Annotated in this window: 19 protein-coding genes; 12 read left to right on the top strand and 7 right to left on the bottom strand. The window is 39.2% G+C overall.

Annotated features, from left to right (window positions below; all coding sequences use genetic code 11):
• Positions 1–48: 48 nt before the first annotated feature.
• The 3 genes from IL356_RS03070 to IL356_RS03060 all read right to left on the bottom strand — a co-directional run bounded on the left by IL356_RS03070 (position 49) and on the right by IL356_RS03060 (position 1998).
• A complete protein-coding gene (locus IL356_RS03070) occupies positions 49–738 on the bottom strand; it encodes an HD domain-containing protein (RefSeq protein WP_121847264.1) in 690 nt (229 codons plus the stop codon).
• On the bottom strand, positions 735–1481 hold the full coding sequence (locus tag IL356_RS03065) for a lysophospholipid acyltransferase family protein (protein WP_121847265.1): 747 nt from the start codon (positions 1479–1481) through the stop codon (positions 735–737). Before IL356_RS03065 ends, IL356_RS03070 begins: the two co-directional genes overlap by 4 nt.
• A gap of 106 nt (positions 1482–1587) precedes the next feature.
• On the bottom strand, positions 1588–1998 hold the full coding sequence (locus IL356_RS03060) for a BrxA/BrxB family bacilliredoxin (protein ID WP_121847266.1): 411 nt from the start codon (positions 1996–1998) through the stop codon (positions 1588–1590).
• 162 nt (positions 1999–2160) lie between these two features.
• On the opposite strand from IL356_RS03060, the gene IL356_RS03055 reads away from it, so the two are divergent.
• The 5 genes from IL356_RS03055 to IL356_RS03035 all read left to right on the top strand — a co-directional run bounded on the left by IL356_RS03055 (position 2161) and on the right by IL356_RS03035 (position 6074).
• On the top strand, positions 2161–2475 hold the full coding sequence (locus IL356_RS03055; protein ID WP_162987778.1) for a helix-turn-helix domain-containing protein: 315 nt from the start codon (positions 2161–2163) through the stop codon (positions 2473–2475).
• Between the two features lie 78 nt (positions 2476–2553).
• Positions 2554–3291 carry a tellurite resistance TerB family protein gene (locus IL356_RS03050; RefSeq protein WP_121847268.1) on the top strand — a complete coding sequence of 246 codons (738 nt, stop codon included), beginning with the start codon at positions 2554–2556 and terminating at the stop codon, positions 3289–3291.
• A gap of 46 nt (positions 3292–3337) precedes the next feature.
• Positions 3338–3922, top strand: a complete 585-nt coding sequence (locus IL356_RS03045; RefSeq protein ID WP_121847269.1) for a HupE/UreJ family protein — start codon at positions 3338–3340, stop codon at positions 3920–3922.
• Between the two features lie 82 nt (positions 3923–4004).
• A complete protein-coding gene (locus IL356_RS03040; RefSeq protein ID WP_121847270.1) occupies positions 4005–4442 on the top strand; it encodes a deoxycytidylate deaminase in 438 nt (145 codons plus the stop codon).
• Between the two features lie 6 nt (positions 4443–4448).
• Positions 4449–6074, top strand: a complete 1626-nt coding sequence (locus IL356_RS03035; RefSeq protein WP_121847271.1) for a S41 family peptidase — start codon at positions 4449–4451, stop codon at positions 6072–6074.
• Here the strand turns inward: IL356_RS03035 and IL356_RS03030 are convergent.
• Together IL356_RS03030 and IL356_RS03025 are read right to left on the bottom strand one after the other, a co-directional pair.
• A complete protein-coding gene (locus tag IL356_RS03030) occupies positions 6071–6274 on the bottom strand; it encodes a hypothetical protein (RefSeq protein ID WP_121847272.1) in 204 nt (67 codons plus the stop codon). The two genes, IL356_RS03035 and IL356_RS03030, sit on opposite strands and share 4 nt — an antisense overlap.
• Before the next feature lie 11 nt (positions 6275–6285).
• Entirely contained in the window at positions 6286–6864 is a 579-nt protein-coding gene (locus tag IL356_RS03025) for a MarC family protein (RefSeq protein ID WP_121847273.1), read from the bottom strand.
• Between the two features lie 117 nt (positions 6865–6981).
• Here IL356_RS03025 and IL356_RS03020 point away from each other — a divergent pair, with 117 nt between their 5' ends.
• Positions 6982–7554 carry a DUF3109 family protein gene (locus IL356_RS03020; RefSeq protein ID WP_121847274.1) on the top strand — a complete coding sequence of 191 codons (573 nt, stop codon included), beginning with the start codon at positions 6982–6984 and terminating at the stop codon, positions 7552–7554.
• Here IL356_RS03020 and IL356_RS03015 read toward each other — a convergent pair.
• Both IL356_RS03015 and IL356_RS03010 read right to left on the bottom strand, forming a co-directional pair.
• Positions 7544–9433 carry a tetratricopeptide repeat protein gene (locus IL356_RS03015; protein WP_240467926.1) on the bottom strand — a complete coding sequence of 630 codons (1890 nt, stop codon included), beginning with the start codon at positions 9431–9433 and terminating at the stop codon, positions 7544–7546. The genes IL356_RS03020 and IL356_RS03015 overlap by 11 nt on opposite strands.
• 64 nt (positions 9434–9497) lie before the next feature.
• Entirely contained in the window at positions 9498–10232 is a 735-nt protein-coding gene (locus IL356_RS03010) for a LytR/AlgR family response regulator transcription factor (protein ID WP_121847276.1), read from the bottom strand.
• Between the two features lie 363 nt (positions 10233–10595).
• Here IL356_RS03010 and IL356_RS03005 point away from each other — a divergent pair, with 363 nt between their 5' ends.
• The 6 genes from IL356_RS03005 to IL356_RS02980 all read left to right on the top strand — a co-directional run bounded on the left by IL356_RS03005 (position 10596) and on the right by IL356_RS02980 (position 20108).
• A complete protein-coding gene (locus IL356_RS03005; RefSeq protein ID WP_192466529.1) occupies positions 10596–10781 on the top strand; it encodes a hypothetical protein in 186 nt (61 codons plus the stop codon).
• Between the two features lie 5 nt (positions 10782–10786).
• The gene (locus IL356_RS03000) at positions 10787–11368 is read left to right on the top strand and encodes a hypothetical protein (protein WP_121847277.1); all 582 of its coding nucleotides are present in this window, start codon (positions 10787–10789) and stop codon (positions 11366–11368) included.
• A 520-nt stretch (positions 11369–11888) separates the two neighbouring features.
• Positions 11889–15869, top strand: a complete 3981-nt coding sequence (locus IL356_RS02995; protein WP_121847278.1) for a hybrid sensor histidine kinase/response regulator transcription factor — start codon at positions 11889–11891, stop codon at positions 15867–15869.
• Between the two features lie 223 nt (positions 15870–16092).
• Positions 16093–16299 carry a hypothetical protein gene (locus IL356_RS02990; RefSeq protein ID WP_121847279.1) on the top strand — a complete coding sequence of 69 codons (207 nt, stop codon included), beginning with the start codon at positions 16093–16095 and terminating at the stop codon, positions 16297–16299.
• A 272-nt stretch (positions 16300–16571) separates the two neighbouring features.
• Positions 16572–17219, top strand: a complete 648-nt coding sequence (locus IL356_RS02985) for a hypothetical protein (protein WP_192466528.1) — start codon at positions 16572–16574, stop codon at positions 17217–17219.
• 60 nt (positions 17220–17279) lie between these two features.
• Positions 17280–20108, top strand: a complete 2829-nt coding sequence (locus IL356_RS02980) for a CHAT domain-containing protein (protein ID WP_121847281.1) — start codon at positions 17280–17282, stop codon at positions 20106–20108.
• The last annotated feature ends 17 nt before the right edge of the window (positions 20109–20125 follow it).

Below are 20125 nucleotides of genomic sequence, written 5' to 3'. Positions count from 1 at the left end.
AGATTGAGCTATGGAAGGTACGAAAATTATTAACTTACCTGATATCTACTAAGGGTTAGATGTATTGATGGATGCAGGCACGAGCGGATTCCATTCTTTATAAAACTGCTCTAAATAACCCAACATGTAGTCATGTCGTTCTTCTGCCAATCGCTTGCCTGTTTGCGTATTCATTCGGTCTTTAAGCAAAAGGAGCTTTTCGTAGAAGTGGTTAATGGTAGGGGCCTTCGATTTCTTATATTGCTCTTTGGTCATGCGTAGATCTGGGGCAATTTCCGGATTATAGAGTTCTCTGTTCTTGAACCCGCCATAATTAAAAGCCCTGGCAATGCCTATGGCCCCAAGGGCATCTAAACGGTCGGCGTCTTGCACCACTTGTAGTTCTTTAGAATTGAAAGGCCTACCACGCTTCTTCTTTAGGCTATTTTTAAAAGAGATATTTTCAATGATTTTAATAACGTGATTGATGGTCTTTTTTTTGACCTTCAGCTCGTCCAAGAAAGTAGATGCCATTTGAGGGCCTATACTTTCATCACCACCATGAAACTTGGCGTCTGCAATATCGTGGAGCAATGCACCTAAACTTACTACAAGAATGTCTACCTTTTCTTCTTTGGCTATCAGCAGGGTATTTTTGAATACACGCTGAATATGAAACCAATCATGACCTCCTTCGGCACCTTGCAAGGTCTCTTTTACAAAGGCAATGGTCTGTTCTACAATTTCGGCGTCGTTCATTCTATTTCTTGAAAAGAGGTGAGGGCCGATGTTACGGCTTTTTCTGTTTCGGCCAAAACCTCATCGAAATTATCTTTGACTTCAATGGGCCTATGAACGGTAAAAGTGATGTGGTTTCCCAAACCGTTCGGAAATTTACCGTACCTGAGCATTTTCCACGAGTTATCGATGGTAAGGGGTACAATTAGCGCCGAAGGTGAATTTCTCATCAATATTTTGAGTCCGGTCGCCTTGAATGGCTTGGCGTGGCCGGTTCTGCTGCGTGTTCCTTCCGGAAATATTACCGCACTTCGATGATGCTTCTCGATATATTTACCGAGTTTGCCGATTTCTAAAAGCGATTGACGGCTATCTTTTCTGTCGATGAGCACCGAGCCACCGTGTCTTAGGTTGTACGAAACACTGGGTATGCCTTTTCCCAATTCTTTTTTACTCACGAATTTTGGGTGGTACTTTCGCATAAACCATATAATCGGCGGAATGTCGTGCATGCTCTGATGATTGGGTACGATAATCAGTGGTCTATCGGTGGGTATGTCATGCTCGTTTTTGAATGAGTAGGTCGTTCCCAAGATATGGGTGCAACGCATCAACGATAGGTTGAGAAAGCTGACACTCGCCTTATGGGCCCGATACCCGAAAATATTTAAACAGACCCATTGTATCGGATGAAACACCAACAGGGTCAAGCCGAAAAATAGCTGATAGAGAATGGTAAGTGGGTATGCCAATAGCTTTTGCATGCAGCAAAAATAAAGGTAAAAGTAGATAATGCATAAGAAAACGGACCCCCTAATTTTAGGAGATCCGTTTTAAATCTTGTTGTTTCAGTGGTTTTAAGACCCTTTTTTAGCAGAACTCTTCGTAAGCACCGATCAAGTTTTCGGCAATTAGCTCAGCTGGTCTACCTTCAATATGGTGGCGTTCGATCATATGAACCAACTCTCCGTTTTTGAACAGTGCCATGCTTGGTGAAGACGGTGGAAAAGGAATCATCAAATTTCTTGCAGCGTTGACCGCCTCGGTGTCTACACCGGCGAAAACGGTAACGGCATGGTCTGGCTTTTTGGTATTTTGAAGACTCAGTTTAGCAGCCGGTCTGGCGTTGGCAGCCGCACAGCCACAGACCGAATTTACCACCACTAAAGTGGTACCTTCTTGGTTGATGGCCTTTTCAACTGCTTCGGCCGTATATAGTTCTTCAAACCCGGCAGAAGCCAAGTCTTGTCTCATAGGTTTTACCAATTCTTCAGGATACATAAATATCAATTTAATTTAGGTGAACAAAGATACTTAATTTGTCGCATTTTGTTGACGGACTTAACATTACCTTATGCCCAGATTTTAAAGTGGAGTTACTATCTTGTAAAGAATAATGGAAGGTTGAAAAGGAAAAAGGCTTCCCTAAGGTTACTTTTAATCATGAATGCGAATAATCTCAAAGAAATATTTGATAAAAGTGAACTAACTCAAAAAGAGTTCGCAGATAAAATAGGAAAGAGCGTTAGAACCTTTCAAAATTATTTAAGCGGTGAAACTTCTCCTACATCAAAAGTTGTTGAAGATATTATTGCTATTGCCAATGAATTGAATATTGATTTTGATGGCACCAATAAAAAAGGGTTAGATAACCTTTCTGACTTCTCAGATCTTGAAATAACCGAATATATCGCTCAAAACTTAGGTCGTTTTAAGGCCTTGGCAACGTTCAGAAAAGTAGTGGGCCTTAAAGATTGAGCGATGTGCCTAAAACATATAGTACTACCCAACTTTTCTAAGACCTTTTAATATCTTTGCCAAAATTTTTTCAAAGACATGATCAAGTGGTTTGCTGCCATTTTGGGGTATTATCTTTATCGATTTCCAGGAGCCATTCTAGGTTTTCTTTTGGGCAGTTTTATAGATAATTTGAGTGGTGGAGGCAAAAATGCCCAAACCATATTTCAAGACATGACCCGGCAAAATGTGTCCCCTGCCGATTTTGAGTTGAATCTTTTATCATTATGTTCAATAGTAATCAAGGCCGATGGTAGCGTAAGTCAGCGTGAACTGGATTATGTCAGACAATATTTTGTAAGTACCTACGGTAAAGACAGGGCCAATGCTATTTTTAGAACCTTTAATGAAATCAATAAGAAGCATGAGATATCGGCACAGCGCATCTGTAGTTATCTGAATCAACGTACCCGTTACGAGGTTCGGTTACAATTGCTTCACTTTTTGTTCGGTATCGCACAGGCCGATGGTTCGGTTAGTACCCCAGAAGTAAATAAAATTAGGGAGATAGCCGGTTATTTACGGGTAGCTCTACGAGATTTTGAAAGCATCAAGGCCATGTTCATAAAATCGGCCGATAATGCTTACAAGATTCTTGAAATCGACAAATCGGCCACCAATGATGAAGTGAAAAAGGCCTATAGGGCCATGGCCAAGAAGTATCACCCTGATAGGGTCAATACCGAAAACGAGGCCATTAAAAAAGGTGCCGAAGAAAAGTTTAAGCAGGTACAAAAGGCATATGAAGAAATACAGGCTGAAAGAGGTATCGCCTAAACAGCTTTAAGGCCCTTTTGGGAAGATAATAATTTAACGAACTATCATGCAAGATTTTCTATTTTATCTGGAACTAGGGCTCGGCCATGTGTTGGATATCAATGCTTATGACCATATACTTTTTTTAACGGCTTTGGCATTGCCCTTTACCTTTAAAAGTTGGAAGAACGTGGTTCTTTTGGCTACGGTATTTACTATCACTCACTGCCTTTCTTTGGCATTAAGCACCTACGAGGTTTTAACGGTCGATGTGGGGCTCATCGAATTCTTGATACCTGTTACCATTGCCTTCACGGCAGTTTTCAACCTTCTATTTACCAATATGCCAACAGGTCGAAAGAACATAGGCCTTCATGCATTGGCCACTGCTTTTTTCGGTCTTATTCATGGTTTTGGGTTTAGCAATTACTTTAAAATGCTCATGGCAGAACAAGATAATAAAGTGGTGCCTCTTTTGGGCTTTGCTGCCGGTATTGAGGTATCGCAGGTGTTAATTGTACTGACCGTATTGCTGTTGGCCTATTTGTTGTTGAATATTCTTAAAGTAGAACAAAAATGGTTCATCAGGGTGGGTTCTATTTTGATTATATTGATTACAATACCCATGCTTATTGATACGTTTCCTTTATAACACAGAGGGCTTTCACTTAAAATTAACCACCAAAAATTGTTGAGGTTGGTGAAAGCAGGTATCTTAGTGGTTTTCTAAATTGATGAAAGACAGCAAACAAGAAAAATATGATAGGGCTTATTTGAGAATGGCCCAAGAGTGGGGAAAGCTTTCTTACTGCAAGCGCAAACAGGTGGGCGCCATCATCGTTAAAGACCGAATGATTATAAGCGATGGTTACAATGGTACTCCGACCGGATTCGAAAATTTCTGTGAAGACGAAGAGGGTTATACAAAATGGTATGTTCTGCATGCCGAGGCGAACGCCATTTTAAAAGTGGCCTCTTCTACACAGTCGTGCGAAGATGCTACGCTCTATATTACCTTGTCTCCGTGTCGTGAGTGCAGTAAGCTCATTCATCAATCTGGCATAAAACGTGTAGTGTACCAAACTGCATACAAAGATGATTCAGGGTTGCAATTTCTTGATCGCGCAGGCGTTGAGCTTATTCACATGCCTGTGATCGAAGAACTCGTTTGAAATCGTATGAGGGGAAAATACAGTTATATATGGCCGACCATAATTGCCGCAGCACTAGCGCTGGGTATTTTTGTTGGTGGCAAGCTGCATTTTGATGATACCCCCGAAAAACTTTTCTCTACCAATTCAAAAAAGGACAAGCTCAACCGACTGATCGATTACATCGATTACGAATATGTTGACGAGATAGATACCGACAGTATCGTTGATGTAACGGTCAATCAAATACTCGAGAAATTAGACCCTCACTCCGTTTATATTCCCAAGAACGAAATGGAACGTGTTTCAGAAAACATGAAAGGTGATTTTGTGGGTATTGGTATTAATTTTTATGCCTACAACGATACAATTGCCGTTATTAAAACCATTCCTGATGGGCCAAGTGATATAAAGGGTATCAAGGCTGGTGATCGAATATTAATGGCCGGAGGTGATACATTGTTCGGTAAATCCCTTAGAAACGATGCCATAGTTCAGAAGTTGAAGGGAGAAGAAGGTAGCACGGTCAACCTTAAAGTATATCGAAAGGAAGAGGATAAAACCTTTAATGTAAACGTCAAACGCGACATCATCCCCATAAAAAGCGTCGAGGCGTACTACATGCTTACGAACGATTTGGGTTACATTAAGGTCAATCGCTTTGCCGAAACCACTTTTAAAGAATTCAAGAAGGCCTTGAAAGATTTGAAAAAGCAAGGTGCCACAAAGTTGGCGCTCGATCTTCGTGACAACCCTGGGGGTTATTTAGGGGTAGCAGAGCAGATGGCTGATGAGTTTCTTGAAGATGGCAAGCTGATTCTTTTCACCAAGAATAAAAAGGGCAAAATAGACAAGACTTTCGCAACTAGCAAGGGTACTTTTGAAGATAAGCAAGTGTACGTTCTGATCAATGAGCGATCGGCATCCGCCAGTGAAATCGTTGCGGGGGCTTTGCAAGATAATGACATTGGTACCATTGTAGGGAGGCGTTCTTTCGGAAAGGGATTGGTACAACGAGAAATGGCCTTGGGCGATGGTTCGGCCGTTCGCCTGACCGTATCAAGATATTACACGCCGACCGGTAGAAGCATTCAAAAGACCTATGCCAACGGCACTAAAGATTACTATAAGAAATTTACCGAGCGCTACCATAGCGGTGAATTGGTTTCGGTCGATAGCATTAAAGTAGCCGATTCGTTAAAGTTCACCACCCCGAAGGGAAAAGTGGTTTATGGTGGCGGGGGTATTATTCCTGATGTTTTTGTACCCATTGGTACCAATGAAGAAGAAGCTGTTAAAAGTATGGATAGCTACGGATGGCTTTCCTATTTTATATTCGAACATCTCGATGCCGACAGAAAAAAATACAAAGAATATAGTGTAGAAGATTTTGTAAAGAACTTCAGGGTAGATGATATACTTTTTCAAGAATTCGTTGATTACTCACTTTCACGAAGCTTGAAAATGGATTTTTACGCACATGAAAATAGTATTAAGACGTATTTAAAGGCCGCATTGGCAGAACAACTCTTTGGAGCCAACCTTCATGCAAAAATAAAGAGTGTTGAAGATACAATGCTACAGGAAGTAATCGAACTTGACAGCCCTTTGGTCAAACAGGGCGAAGAAGAACAGATTCAGGGCCAAAATTAACGCCCCTTGACCTTCTCTTGAATTTTTTTACTGGTACGATAGATGAGAATCAATAAAATAGCGCATAATGGAGCTATGATTCCGATAACCGCCACACTACTATCATCCTTTAGCGGGTTTTCAAAATCGATCATGGTAGCGTTGTAGGCCATAAGGGCCACTGCGATTACTAATAATATGATGGTGACTGCTTTGTTCATAATCTATTTTTTTAGAATAATTGGTTCACGTTGGCTGCAAATAGCTTCACGGCAATGGCCAAAAGAATGACCCCAAAAACCTTACGTATTATGTTGAGTCCGTTTTTACCAAGTACCTTCTCTATTTTTTTTGATGACTTAAGTACAAGGTATACAAAAATAGTATTTATGAGAATGGCCACAATAATGTTCTCAACGTAGTACTCGGCCCTTAAAGATAGAAGTGCTGTGAGCGTACCGGCACCAGCAATCAAAGGAAAAGCAATGGGCACTATCGATGCACTCTCCGGTTCATCTTCGCGATAAAGGGTAATGCCCAAAATCATTTCTAAAGCCAAAAAGAAAATGATGAACGAACCGGCAACGGCAAACGAATAAACATCGATACCGATGAGGTTCAAAATTTCCTCACCAACGAATAAAAAAGCAACCATAATGGCCGATGATACAATCGATGCCTTTTCAGATTCGATGTGCCCCACCTTTTTACGTAAACCTATGATAATAGGTACGCTACCGAGTATATCGATTACTGCAAAAAGTACCATAGTGGCCGTTGCTATTTCCCTAAAATCGAAGTTGAATTCCATGGGTCCAAATTTTCGGCAAAAGTACATTTAATCGTACACCTTGACATATAGATTTTATGAAAATTACTGTTAAATCATAGCTAATTGAAGGTATCTTTGCGCTCATAAATTGATGCCATGTTTCAGCTAGGTAAAACCATAGTATCCGAAGAAATCATCGAGAATGATTTTGTCTGCAACCTTACCGCTTGTAAGGGGGCTTGTTGTGTTGATGGTAATGCAGGAGCTCCTGTAGAAGATGAAGAGACTGAGATCTTGGTAGACATCTACAGCAAGGTTAAGCCCTTTCTTAGGCCAGAAGGCATTCAGGCGATTGAAGAACAAGGCGCTTTCGTTAAAGGTGATGACGGAGATTGGGAAACACCATTAGTGAACGGAAGCGAATGTGCCTATGTTATTTTTTCCAAAAACGGAACTGCCATGTGCGGAATAGAGGAGGCGTACAATCAAGGGGCGGTTGATTGGAAAAAGCCGGTTTCATGCCATATGTATCCGGTTAGGGTTCGTGAGTATACTCAATTGACGGCTGTCAACTACCATAGATGGGAGATTTGCGACCCAGCATGCTCTTTGGGAGAAGAATTGAAAGTACCTATTTATAAATTTGTCAAGGAAGCCTTGATTCGAAAGTTCGGCGAAAAATGGTATAAAGAACTAGAAGAGGTCGCTCAACAACACCTTAAGCAGTAGGTATGTGTAAGATGACACGGGTACCCATAGAATTTCCCTCGTCATCGTAGAGGTCGACCATTTCAACTTCAAAGGTGTTCAAATAGTCTTTTGAAAAGTTAGCAAGTCTTTCCTTGGTAATTTCTATCCCTACCGATTTACGTTTTAATACTTTGTTCTCCTTTATTTTTTCGGCAGCTTGTCGGCCTATTCCGTTATCGGTTATTGAGATGTCTATAAAGTCTTTAACGTTTTTCGTTATGTGTAAATCTATTTTTTTCTCACCTAACTTTGATGAAAGACCGTGCCAAAGGGCATTTTCTAAAAAGGGCTGTAATATCAAAGAGGGTATGCGAACCGTATGGGTGTCAATATTCTCATCTACACGAATTTGAAAATCGATTTCATTAGAGAATCGAATATTTTCGATATTCATATAGAGTTCAACAGTTTCAAGCTCCTCGGCAAGCGGAATCTCACGCATTGAAGACGACTCCAATATCTTGCGAACAAGTTTCGAGAATTTGTTCAAATAATGAACAGCGTTTTTCTGCTCATTATTGATGATATAAAGCTTAATCGAATTCAATGAGTTGAAAAGAAAATGAGGGTTCATTTGACTTCTGAGCATGCTCTGTTCAAGGGTCAAAAGCTTTTTATCGTTCTTTAATTGGTATTGCCTGTAGAGTATGTAGAAGATACCGGATAGAAGTGCCAATACGATACCGGAGACCAAGAGACGAGTGTTGTTCTTTCGTAGCTGTTGGTTAATGCTTGAAACCCGTTCTTCATTGTCTTTTTTAATGATTGAACTATAAACATAGCGAACGTTTTTGTCGTTCTTGGTTTGGGCCTCTACAGAAAGCGACGTCTTAAAATATTTTAAAGCTTTTTGGTAATCTCCTTTTTTGGCCCATAGGTCTGAAAGAAGGTCATAAGCGTCAGACCTTAATCGTAAGAAATTATAGGCGCTGGCCATCTCTAGACCTTGGCGAAGATGGTTTTCGGCTTCGTCGAAATTTTCCATTTCGGCATAGGCCCAACCCAAGGTAAGTTCAACTGCGGCAATCAGTGCATGTTCCCCCAAGTTATTGGCATCTTCCAAAGATTTGGTGAGCATTTCTTTCGCTTCCAAAGCTTTACCTTGATGAACGTACACGTGTGCAATACCGTTTTCACAAAGTATCTTTCCTCGAGGGTTGTTCAATACAAGGTTGATTTCCATTGCTTTGTCGTAAGCTTCAAGGGCGTCGACGAGCCTGCCCTGAGCTTCAAGACATTCCCCTATGTTTTGATAATTGACGGCAAGGCCTAGCTTATTATCCAGTTCTTTTTCGAGCTCCATAGCCTTCTTGAACTGCTCGATGGCAAGATCATACTGCCCCAGAATTCTATTGATCTGACCAATGTTGTTATAGGAAAGGTTAATCGATTGTTGAAGGGCAATACTAGGGTTTTTCACCGCCTGAGCCTTTTCAATTGCCAAATAAGTATGGTCTAAAGCGGCGGTAATAGCATCTATGCGACGATAGAGAACACCCAACATATTGAGCGTGTATACTTCGAGTTCTACATTTTCTAAAGCACTGGCCATTTCTAGTGCCTCTTTCTGCCGTTCTAATGCCAAGTTGAATTTTGATAGTTGACGGTAGCGTATGGCCAATTTGTTCAAGGCCATTACTTGCCCCTCTCTAAAATTCTTTTTCGCTGCTGATTTCAGAAAATAATCGAGTTGAAGGGTGTCTTGGTCAAATAGCTCGATGACAGATTCCATTTCGACCAGACTTTTGGGTTTGGCCGCAATCAGGCTATCAATGGTTTCTTTAAAATCAATGGTTGCAGTTTGCGCCGAGCTTAGTGAGATACTAAAAAAGAAAAGTAAGGATATGTTGAAACGCACCGAGCACCAGAAAGGCGTAAGTGGGAAACATTTAATGTATGTAATTCGGGACTGCATTTAAAGCTTAGAGCATATCCAAAAAGTCGGATTTTTTCTGACGTGATACAGGAATTTTGTGATTAGACTCTAGTATGACGTACCCGTCAGTCTTCAAAAACTCCTTGATTTTATTTAGGTTGATAATGTACGAATTGTGTATTCTAAAAAAAGAATTGCTCGGTAAAAGTTCGTTTACTTCCTTTAATTTTTTTGTTAGAACAATTTTCTGCCCATCGGTTAGAAATATTGTACTGTAGTTACCGTCAGACTCGGCATAGAGAATTTCTTCACTATTTAAAAAAACTAGTTTACCGTCGGTGTTGAAGGTTATTTTTTTGTGATTGGCCTTATCGTTAAAGCTCAGCAATATTTTTTCTAACCTCTCGGCCGTATAATTCTTGGCGTTGAATTTTCTGATCTTGACGATGGTGTCTTTTAGATCATCGGTGTCGATAGGTTTTAAAAGGTAGTCTATGGCTTCGTTTTTCAATGCCTTAATGGCGTATTGATTGTAAGCGGTGGTAATAACAACCGGAAAGTTTTTATTGGTAAGCTTTTGAATGAATTGAAAACCATCCATCGTAGGCATTTCAATATCAAGAAAAAGACAGTCTGGGGTGTTTTTCTCTAAATAGGTCAATGCCTCAAAGGGATCCGTAAACGATGCATTCACATTGATCTCATCACTAAAGTTGGTCAATTCCCAAGATAGGCTTTGCAACGCCTTGATTTCATCATCAACTATAACTGCGTCTAACATAACGATAAGCTTTAATGTAAATTAATCAAATTTAGGGCTATACATATTAAAGGTATAAAAAAGATGTGCCGATGGACTGATTTACCGTGTAAATGGTAAAAAATGCTTCAATTTTGATTTTGAAAGTAAAAGACTAAATTAAAAATAAGAAAAATATTACAAAAATTAAGTATTTCTTTCGAACCCAATAATTACCTCAGCTTTACCTCTGCCGATTATACAAAAAAAGGAACCATTTATACATATGGCCCAAGAGGTGGCCCTTTCTGCCATTACTTTAGATTTGAATTTATTGATTGCGCTACGCGAATTTTACCATTAACTAGAATGCGTCACTATTAGAGTAGAACTAAAAATTTAATGATGAAAAAGTGTGCTTTTATGTTCGGTTTGTTGGTTCTGACCATGGCTCTTGAAGTTTTAACGAACGAGCAGGAACCTCTTGAAATGGTTAACGACTTCATTCTAACAAATGAGAGTGAAGACAACATGGCTTTTAGCAGCGATATGAAAATAGATTCTTTGAGCGTAGCTCAGATAACTGAATAGGAAATATGGATCTACTAATAAAAACGGCCAAAATCGGTATCTGGCTTATTTTGCCTCTCTTCATCTTGAATGGCAAAGGATACGATGTACGCTCAGCTTACGTGCCACTAGTTGAAAAGGGGGCGTATGCATTCAAGACTTCGGGCTTCTTGCCTAGCCATATAAAGGGTGCAGCCAACTGTCATTTGGTTCCAGGCAGTCAAAAATCTAAAGGAAAATATTCAACTATTGAATTAAGTTTTGATCAGGTAGATAACAATCTTATCTACAAAATGGGATTAGTTCTCTCTTCCCTTGGTCCGGATAAGGAAACCGCTTTGGGCGTCTATAGGGTTAGCAATCAAACTCTTGGCTTCGAACCGAGTAAAGAAGGTGTTTTTGGTTATGCCGATGTGAACGTTTTAGGAGAACAACCCTTTTATACACATAAAGGAAAGGTCAAGATAACCCGTGAAGAGGCCAACTATTTATATGGTGATGTTGATCTTGAACTTAAAAATTTTATGGGCAAAACAATTCATATTGAAGGTAAGTTTAGTGCAAGCAGAACGGATTTTGACCGTAAATCAAGAAAAAAGGGGCACTGATTAAATGAACTTTGCACATAAATTTTAATAGTAAGCCTATTTAATATTGATAGTGAGAGTGGTCGTTTTCAAGAAAATAATTATTTTTACGGCCCCCCGAACGGTTCTGGCGAAGTTGAAGAGCCTTAACCGATTAGCTGAACATTTTAAGTAGCGTAAAATTAAATATTGTTAGCATCCCATGGGGATCATATCTAAAATCTTATGAAACTGCCAACCCATTAGGTACGGCTCTTGGCAATGTGCTTCTAAGCTACGTTGCCTGTTCGATGTAACCTTGAGGGCACCTTACCGACTCGTTCGAATTTGGTGAATTGCTCGATTGCTAGGTTTCGGGGGAACTACCTAAATCAGCATCCTTCTGGTAAAATCGATTTTGATACATCGAGAGTCGTACGGTTTGGCGGTATCATAGTTAATTCTAAATGTGGGATTACGCCGGAAGTTATCTTCCGGCTTTTTCTTTGATATTCGTAACTTTTACTATTGAAAATTAGCCCAACTTTTTAATGAGCCTTATGTGAAAGTCAACTATTTCACTTCCTATTTCACCCTGCTTTATTTTGTCGGATGTTTGGTTTCGACCGCCCACCTGTACGCTCAATCTCAAATTAGTTTTAGACAGCTTTCGGTCAAAGAAGGTCTCTCGCAGAATAGTGCCATAGCCATTGGGCAAGATAGTACAGGGTATTTATATGTTGCCACGCAAGACGGTCTTAATAAGTATGATGGTCGTTCTTTTGAGGTTTTTCCCTATAACTTTATAGATGTTACCAAACCTGACTATAGTCATTTGGGCAAGGTTTATAGAGACCGACAAGAGAACCTCTGGATTATCCCAATCGATGGCATTCCACGAAAATTGAATTATAAAACAGGCGGTTTTGAAAGGCAAATGGGGGTTGAAAATGCCAGTGTCGTATTCCAAGATGTAAATCAAAATGTATGGTTCGGTACCTTCTCTGACGGCCTCTATAAATTAGATGGTCAAAACCAATCAATTTCACATGCAGTAGACTCGGCACGGTTAAAAGGCACCATCTATAATATAGCTGAAGATAACTCAGGTCATTTATTGATAGCCACCGATTCTAGTTTGGTTGAATATCATATTCAAGAAGATAGAATGGCAAAAGTTCAACCGACAGATGCTGATGGTCAAACGGTTGAGGTCAATATTAGTGATGTGGTCATTGATAGAGATAAAAAGCAGTGGGTCGGCACCTTCGGTAAAGGGCTGTTTCACAGAAAAACTACAGGTGCCCCACTGGTAAGTGCTTCAAATACTTCTTTTCCGGGCAATTTGCCCAACGACTTGAATATTACCGATTTGTTTCTAGATAGTAAAGATAGACTTTGGGTCGCTACCTATGGTGATGGGGTTTATCTTGTTGATATTCCATCAAAAAGAATAAATCATTTTAAAGCTCAAAAGCATGATCCGAAAGCGCTCCATTACGATGATATCTTAAATATTTACGAAGATGCTAGCGGTACCATTTGGTTCGGCACCGATGGTGCAGGTCTAAGTTTTTATGATGAGTTTCTAGAAAAGTTCAACTCTATCACCAACCTTCAAACGCCCGACAACGTTAATGTTGATGTAGTGCGTGCTCTTGCCGTATCAAAAGATAGTACGGTTTTTATAGGTACCTCCGGAAAGGGTCTAACAGAATATCGCCCTAAAACCGGTCTATGGAGAACCTATGAAGTTGGAAATTTCGTTTCCGATCAGTTAAGCTCTGACAGAATTATGAGTTTGTATACGGATGCTGATGATGATTTATGGATTGGCACCCAGGGTGGCGGGCTTACTATTCTCGACAAAAGGGGCGAGTTCAAAATTTTTGATAAAAACAGTCAGCCGGCTCTCTCCGTCAATACGATATGGTGCATTTTTGAAGATAGCAAACGAAATGTGTGGTTAGGTACTCGTGAACAAGGTTTGATTCTTTTCGATAAAAAGGAAGGCGTAAAAAAAAGGTATACTTCTGAAAATTTTAAAATTTCAAGCAATAACATTCGGGCTATTACTTCTGATGCTAATGATAATTTATGGATAGGCACAGAATCTGATGGTGTGATCTTTTATGACAGCGCCAAAGATGACTTTAAATCGTATCAATCAAGTAATAGCGACTTATCCAACGATAATATTAAGTCGCTTTATTTTGATCCAAAAGGAATATTATGGATTGGAACCAATGGAGGGGGCTTAAATGCATTGGATATTGATACGGCAGATTTCACCCAATTTACGGTCTCAGATGGCCTTGCCAACAACGTTATTTATGGTATTCTTCCGGACGAAGAAAACAATCTTTGGTTGAGTTCAAACAAGGGCATCACCCGATTCGCTCCTAGTGAGAATTTAAACCAGTCTCCTGAAATCATCAATTATACGAATTACGATGGTTTAGCAACCGAGTTCAATACAGGTGCTTATTATAAGCATGCTGATGGCACTCTTTATTTTGGAGGTCTCGATGGTTTCTACTGGTTCAAGCCTAGTGAAATCACCCTAAATCAAGTTTTGCCCAAAACAACGATTACCCAGCTAGAAGTATTGGATGAGTATCACCCGATGAGTACAGACAATGAATTTGCATACGATCAAAATACGTTTTCCTTTACTTTTTCAAGTTTACAGTTTTCACTTCCTGAAAAGAACCAATACCGTTATCGATTGCTGAATTTTGACGAAGATTGGGTCGAATCAAAAAGCAAGAATTTTGCAAGATACACGCGTCTTCCTCCGGGCAAATATACTTTTCAGGTAGTTTCAAGTAATTATGACGGTCTTTGGAACGATGATCCGGCGAGTTTCGACTTTACCATTTTATCACCTTGGTACCTCACCTCTTTTGCTAAGTTTATTTACATTCTGTTCATTATCATTTCTATTATAACTGTTTATAAGTATATGGCGTGGCGGTTACGAATGAAAATGAATCTTCAAAGAAAGGAAGAAGAGGCTGATTATTTGAAAAAGTTGAACGAGTTAAAGTCTAAACTGTATACCGATATCTCTCATGAGTTCAGAACACCTCTGACCCTTATTGCGGGTCCTGTTGATGAGAAGCTAGACCAAGAAGGTTTGTCACCTACCGACCATGCCCGCTTCTCTATGATTAAAAGAAATGCCAATCGAATGCTGCAATTGGTAGAGCAGCTGTTGCAATTATCAAAAATAGAAGAGGGAAACTTAAAACTGGTGCATAAAAAGGGTGAGCTTTCCCCATTTCTAAATATGGTTGCATCTTCTTTCGAATATCAAGCAGATAAAAAGGGAATGGATTATAAAATAGAAATTGATCAGTTGGGCGCGGTTTATTATGACGAGGATGCCTTGGAGAAAATTGTCACCAACTTACTCTCCAATGCGTTCAAATATGGTGAATCTGAAGGTGTTTGCATATTTAAGGCCACTAAGAAATCGACTAATTTGCACCTTCAAGTTCGTAATTCGATTACAAAAGAGTTGGTGTTAGAAACCGATAAGTGGTTTGAGCGCTTTTTTCAAAAAGATCATTTTTCCGAAGGTGCTGGTGTCGGTCTTTCACTTGTTAAAGAATTGGTGAATCTGTATAAGGGAGATATAACAGTTAATCGACCTGATGAAGATATGATTGAGTTTGAAGTTGCGTTACCAATTTTCTCTTCAGAAATCGAGAAAAGCGATACTGCCGAGCTGTCAAATACTCAAAAAATAGGACAAGAGTTACAATGCGGCATAGAGCAAATGCAAGCTGAAAGCCCCGTACTTCTAATCGCTGAAGACCAAAATGAGGTAAGGCGTTATATCGCTTCTTTATTCGAAAATGATTTCAACGTCTATGAGGCCAATAATGGTGATCAAGCCTTTGAATTATCATTGAAGTATATTCCGGATATTATAATTTCTGATGTGAGAATGCCTGTTGCCAGTGGGCTGGAATTGTGTAATCGAATCAAAGCAGATGAAAGAACAAGCCATATTCCTATTGTACTTCTAACGGCGGGGGTCAGTGAAGAGGAGGAATTAAGAGGACTAGGGTCTGGTGCAGATGATTTCATCTCGAAACCCTTCAATTATAAGATTTTAAACAGACGGGTTTTGAACTTGATTCAATCAAGAAGGTTGGTGCAAGAAAAATTCAAAAGGCAAAATTCTTTGGATGTCAAAGGATTGGCCCTTACCAGTACCGATGAAAATTTCTTAAAAAAAGCTCATGAACTTTTGAAAGAGCTGATTTCCGACCCGGAATTTAATGCGGGTAAGTTTGCGCAAGAAATGGGAATGAGTCGCATGCAGCTGCACCGAAAGTTACAGACTTACACAGGCTTTAGTACTACAGAGTTTATTCGCTCTCAGCGATTGCGCATGGCCGCTCAACTATTAACAGATTATAAAGTAACGGTGAACGAAGTTGCCTACTCTGTCGGGTTTAATACACCTTCTTATTTTATCAAATGCTTTAAAGATGCCTATGGCAAAACGCCTGCCGAATACCTTTCCTAATACCACAATAGAACTACTTGTAGATCCAATACCTACAACATTTTTTCAAAATTATTACAATCAAATGTTTACCTCTCTCTTTAATAGGTACTAACCTGTATAAAGGTAAAGAGCTTAAATCATGGGTGTTACATACCTTTTATAAAAGGTTACATATGTGGCATCAACTGATTGGGCAAAAAATTAAATTCAAAGTGAATAACAACCATTAAAGTGTAAGGTCATGAAAACTAAAGTTTTAAAATTGGTAGCTGCTTATTTATTTATCAGCTTTTGCTTAAATGCATGTTCTAAAGAGCAGGAATTATTTGTTGATTGCCTGTATGGATTAGATTGTCCATACGAGGATGAAGATTCCATCAAAGGAGAAAATTCTATTGAGGATACCACTAGTACCGATTTTGATCAATCGAAAGAGAACGGTCAGTGATTTATCAAAAGGTTTAGAGATGATAAAAGAGACCGATTTTCAGGAAGAAGTGTATATCGCCTTGATATTACTGGCCATGTTTTTAGTAGCGTCAAATCTGGTCGTAGCGGCCATTATATATTAAAAACACGGAATACTTAGAAGCACATTAGCCTTCTATACAGCATACGAAGCATTTTATACAAGAAATATTGTATGGTAGGCTTTATAAATCGAATTTCAATATTTATGCACAATCTAACCTTAAATACAACCTGTCCAATAAAATGAAAATGATGAAAACTATGACTATATCTGTAATTGTAATATTTCTGACTTTCGCCATCGCCTGTTCGAAAGATGATGTTGCCGAAGTAGCCAATGATGAGTTGGTCGCTGTCAATTTGACTTATAGCTCTGTTCAAGAAACCAATTATTTAAATGGAGCAGAATTATTTAAACATGCTGCCATTGCTGAACAGCTAAAGGTTCGTAATCAAATTGCCTCATTGACCGAGGCTATTCGCGCTGGCAAAAAGCATCTTTTGCCACAATTAGAGGCGGCCCAAAAGAAAGAGGCATCAATTGAAGCTTCTAAAGAAGGCATTAGTATGATCAGACTTCCCAAAGTTCCGTATCCTCCAAGACCACCAAGAGGCTGTTTTGAAGACCCTCAAACGAATTGTGGAGTTCCTAAAATAAACCTTTCGGAATACGGGGGCATTCAAATAACCGATGAAATGGAATCTACTCGAATAGAGATTTTAGATAGTAAGAACAAAATCGTTGGGAAGAGTGCGGGTATTTCCTCTACAAAAGGAGGAATGAAGGTCTTATTACTAAAATCTGAATTGAAGGGTAAAGGAACACTTCGAATAAGACCCGATGGACGAATTGCCGATAAAAGTCTATATTTAGATTTGCCGGTTTTCAAAGAGTAATTGTTTAACCACACCAAAAAACTGGAAGTCCTGAAGAGCATATCTTCAGGACTTTTGTGCATGAGAAAAATTAAGTTCGCCATATTACTTCTTTCGGTTCTGACCATGGCCCTATCTCAAGCTCAAAGTCTTGAAAAGGCTTTTGAGAAGGCCCTTCAATTTCATTATACCCAAAAAGATAGTGCCTATCATTACTATGAAATCGTCATAGCCTTGGCCAAACAGCAAAATGACAAAGAAGCCGAAATTTTGGGTCTCACCTATTTGCTAAATGCCAATAACAATTATTATGATTTGGAAGGTCAAAGCCAAAACATACGCCGTGCCGATTCGTTGGTCAAGAATACTCCAGATATCGATAGCATTTCTATGGGGCCCTATTTTAAAGACAATTTGTTTTTCGAAAAAGGCTCATACCAATATAAGTTGAAAAACTATGGTCTGGCTGAAAGCAACTTTTACGATTATTACGAGAAACTAAAGTCTATACCCGATGCTGAACTAACTCGAGTTGAAATCGATATGATATCGGCATTATTAAGCTATTTGGGCCTTTGTTATCGCCATTCGGGCAAGTATGAAGAGGCCGAAATTTATTTTAAAAAAGATATCGATTGGGTGCGAACATACCAAGACAGTATTCCCGAATGGCAATCGACGGTTTTCAATACCAAAAAACTATTGTCTCAGGTTTATGAAGTGCAGGGGAGGTATGAATGGGCCAATCAATTATTAAAAGAGGCTTTAAAGTTCTACCGTTCTAGATTAGAAGACCCGCAACAGAAGAATAATTTTACTTCCACTTTTATACTGCTTTCCGAAAATTTGATAGAGCAACATCAATATGCGGAGGCTCTTGAAGTGTTGAATTCAAATCAAGGCTTAATAGAAGGCGAAAATACTTTTTCAAAAGAAGTAAGTGTACTTTATGGGGATGTCTACACAGGATTGAAAGACTACAATAAAGCTGAGGAATTTTACCAAAAGGCCTTAAATGGTTTCAAAACTTATCGGAGTAACAAACCCCATGAAGACGTCGCCGGTGTGCTGGCAAAAATGGCAAAAATGGCCTTAAAGCAGGGTGATTATGAACAAGGTTTGAATATAATCGTTGATGCCTATAAGTCTGCAGGCAGCCATCTTCAAGATTTGGACCCGAATGCTAATCCGGATCCGACATTGGTTTTCAATAAAATTCAGTACTTAGAACTTCTCGATATAAAACTTCAATTATTGAACTTAGGGTACAAAATCTCTAATGATGATGTTTATTTAGAGTTGGCCTTGAGAACGAATTACAAAATATTGGAAACCTTTGATTTACTGAAGAATGAATTTGATAGCAAACTTGACAAACAGCTGTTGATCGAAAGGGTTTATCCCATGTTTGATAGAATGCTTGAGGTCACTTATGGGGCTTATTCGATTAGCCCATCACCTGAATATTTTGAACTGGCACTGACCATTACTGAAAAGAATAAAGATTTTGTACTGCTGGAAGCTCTTAGAGGGGCCCAAGCTACCGCCTATGGTGAAGTGCCAAAAAATATTATTGAAAAGGAAACCAGGTTGAGAGCAGAGATAGGTCAAATTGAGAAAAATTTCTTTGAGACTAATGATGAATCGGTTTATTCAGAACGTTTGTTTCAGGCAAAACAAGAGTACTTCCGTTTCTTAGATTCATTAAAAATCAAACATCCTAAATACCATCGTTTAAAATACAATAATGAAACGACTACCCTGAAAGATATTAGAGAGCGATTATATAAAGGTCATCAAACCCTTATTTCGTATACCCTTGCCGAAGATTTCGCATATATACTGATTTTCACAAAGAATGAAGAGCGGTTTTTAAAACTTCCATTTACGCAAGAGAGCAGAAGCAAGGTGCTGGAGTTCTATGAGCTTATTTCAAAACCTGAGCTGAACAGTGGCCTAAAGGATATTAAGGTTCTCGGGGAGCACTTATATCAGTCGTTGCTTGAAAAGCCGCTTCAAGATATTACTTCTACCGACCTAACGGTTATCCGCGATGCAGAATTACATTATTTACCATTTGATTTACTCGTGAAAAATGGGGAGTATTTGGTATATGAAAAAAGCATCTCTTATGGCAATTCGATAACGTCTTTGATAGAGTTAGAGGCAAAGAGTGGAGAGGTTAAAAACGAGCTTTTGGCTTTTGCACCTTCTTTTGAAACTGATGGCGAGCCTACTGATAGCAGACAATTTGGTCAATTGCTCTACAATGATGATGAGGTTCATAAAATACAAACTTATTTTAAGGCCAATGCCGTAACGAACGAATCCGCTACGTTAAATAATTTCATATCTCAAGCCTCAGACTATCGTTTCATACATTTGGCTACCCACGCCTCTGCCAATGATGCTTACCCTGATTATTCCTATTTGGCTTTCACACAAAATGACACGCTGAACAGTAACATATTGTACGTCAAAGACCTTTATGATGCCCATATTCCGGCAGAAATGGTAACGTTAAGTGCTTGCCAAACAGGTATTGGGAAACTTCAAAAAGGGCAAGGTATGTTGAGCTTATCAAAAGGGTTCTACTATGCCGGAGCGAAATCACTAGTGAATACCTTATGGAAAATCAATGACCGAAGCAGCATAGCGATTATGGGCGCTTTTTATGAGGAATTAAGTGAAGGCAAATCAAAGAGTGAGGCGTTGCGGCAGGCCAAAGTCAAATATTTAAAATCTCTTGATGATGATTACCTAAAACACCCCTATTATTGGGGAGCTTTCACTGTTTCGGGCAATAATTCACCAGTTGTCAATCCTATCAATTATTGGGTATGGGCTGTAATGGCAGTATTGATAGTTTTTGGTACTTTCTTGGTACTCAAAAAAACGAGGAAGTCATGATAGTTTAATTGCCTCAG

The organism is Euzebyella marina, from assembly GCF_014855515.1.
In the GTDB taxonomy this organism is placed as follows: domain Bacteria; phylum Bacteroidota; class Bacteroidia; order Flavobacteriales; family Flavobacteriaceae; genus Euzebyella; species Euzebyella marina.
This window is presented reverse-complemented; position numbering and strand designations above follow the sequence as displayed.

Bases quoted from the DNA above. Each gene is read 5' to 3' on its own strand.
- IL356_RS03020 (WP_121847274.1), top strand. From the start codon at position 6,982: ATGTTTCAGCTAGGTAAAACCATAGTATCCGAAGAAATCATCGAGAAT.
- IL356_RS02980 (WP_121847281.1), top strand. From the start codon at position 17,280: ATGAGAAAAATTAAGTTCGCCATATTACTTCTTTCGGTTCTGACCATG.
- IL356_RS02985 (WP_192466528.1), top strand. From the start codon at position 16,572: ATGATGAAAACTATGACTATATCTGTAATTGTAATATTTCTGACTTTC.
- IL356_RS03025 (WP_121847273.1), bottom strand. From the start codon at position 6,864: ATGGAATTCAACTTCGATTTTAGGGAAATAGCAACGGCCACTATGGTA.
- IL356_RS03065 (WP_121847265.1), bottom strand. From the start codon at position 1,481: ATGCAAAAGCTATTGGCATACCCACTTACCATTCTCTATCAGCTATTT.
- IL356_RS03040 (WP_121847270.1), top strand. From the start codon at position 4,005: ATGAAAGACAGCAAACAAGAAAAATATGATAGGGCTTATTTGAGAATG.
- IL356_RS02990 (WP_121847279.1), top strand. From the start codon at position 16,093: ATGAAAACTAAAGTTTTAAAATTGGTAGCTGCTTATTTATTTATCAGC.
- IL356_RS03060 (WP_121847266.1), bottom strand. From the start codon at position 1,998: ATGTATCCTGAAGAATTGGTAAAACCTATGAGACAAGACTTGGCTTCT.
- IL356_RS03045 (WP_121847269.1), top strand. From the start codon at position 3,338: ATGCAAGATTTTCTATTTTATCTGGAACTAGGGCTCGGCCATGTGTTG.
- IL356_RS03070 (WP_121847264.1), bottom strand. From the start codon at position 738: ATGAACGACGCCGAAATTGTAGAACAGACCATTGCCTTTGTAAAAGAG.
- IL356_RS03005 (WP_192466529.1), top strand. From the start codon at position 10,596: ATGAAAAAGTGTGCTTTTATGTTCGGTTTGTTGGTTCTGACCATGGCT.
- IL356_RS03055 (WP_162987778.1), top strand. From the start codon at position 2,161: ATGAATGCGAATAATCTCAAAGAAATATTTGATAAAAGTGAACTAACT.
- IL356_RS03035 (WP_121847271.1), top strand. From the start codon at position 4,449: ATGAGGGGAAAATACAGTTATATATGGCCGACCATAATTGCCGCAGCA.
- IL356_RS03010 (WP_121847276.1), bottom strand. From the start codon at position 10,232: ATGTTAGACGCAGTTATAGTTGATGATGAAATCAAGGCGTTGCAAAGC.
- IL356_RS03000 (WP_121847277.1), top strand. From the start codon at position 10,787: ATGGATCTACTAATAAAAACGGCCAAAATCGGTATCTGGCTTATTTTG.
- IL356_RS03030 (WP_121847272.1), bottom strand. From the start codon at position 6,274: ATGAACAAAGCAGTCACCATCATATTATTAGTAATCGCAGTGGCCCTT.
- IL356_RS03050 (WP_121847268.1), top strand. From the start codon at position 2,554: ATGATCAAGTGGTTTGCTGCCATTTTGGGGTATTATCTTTATCGATTT.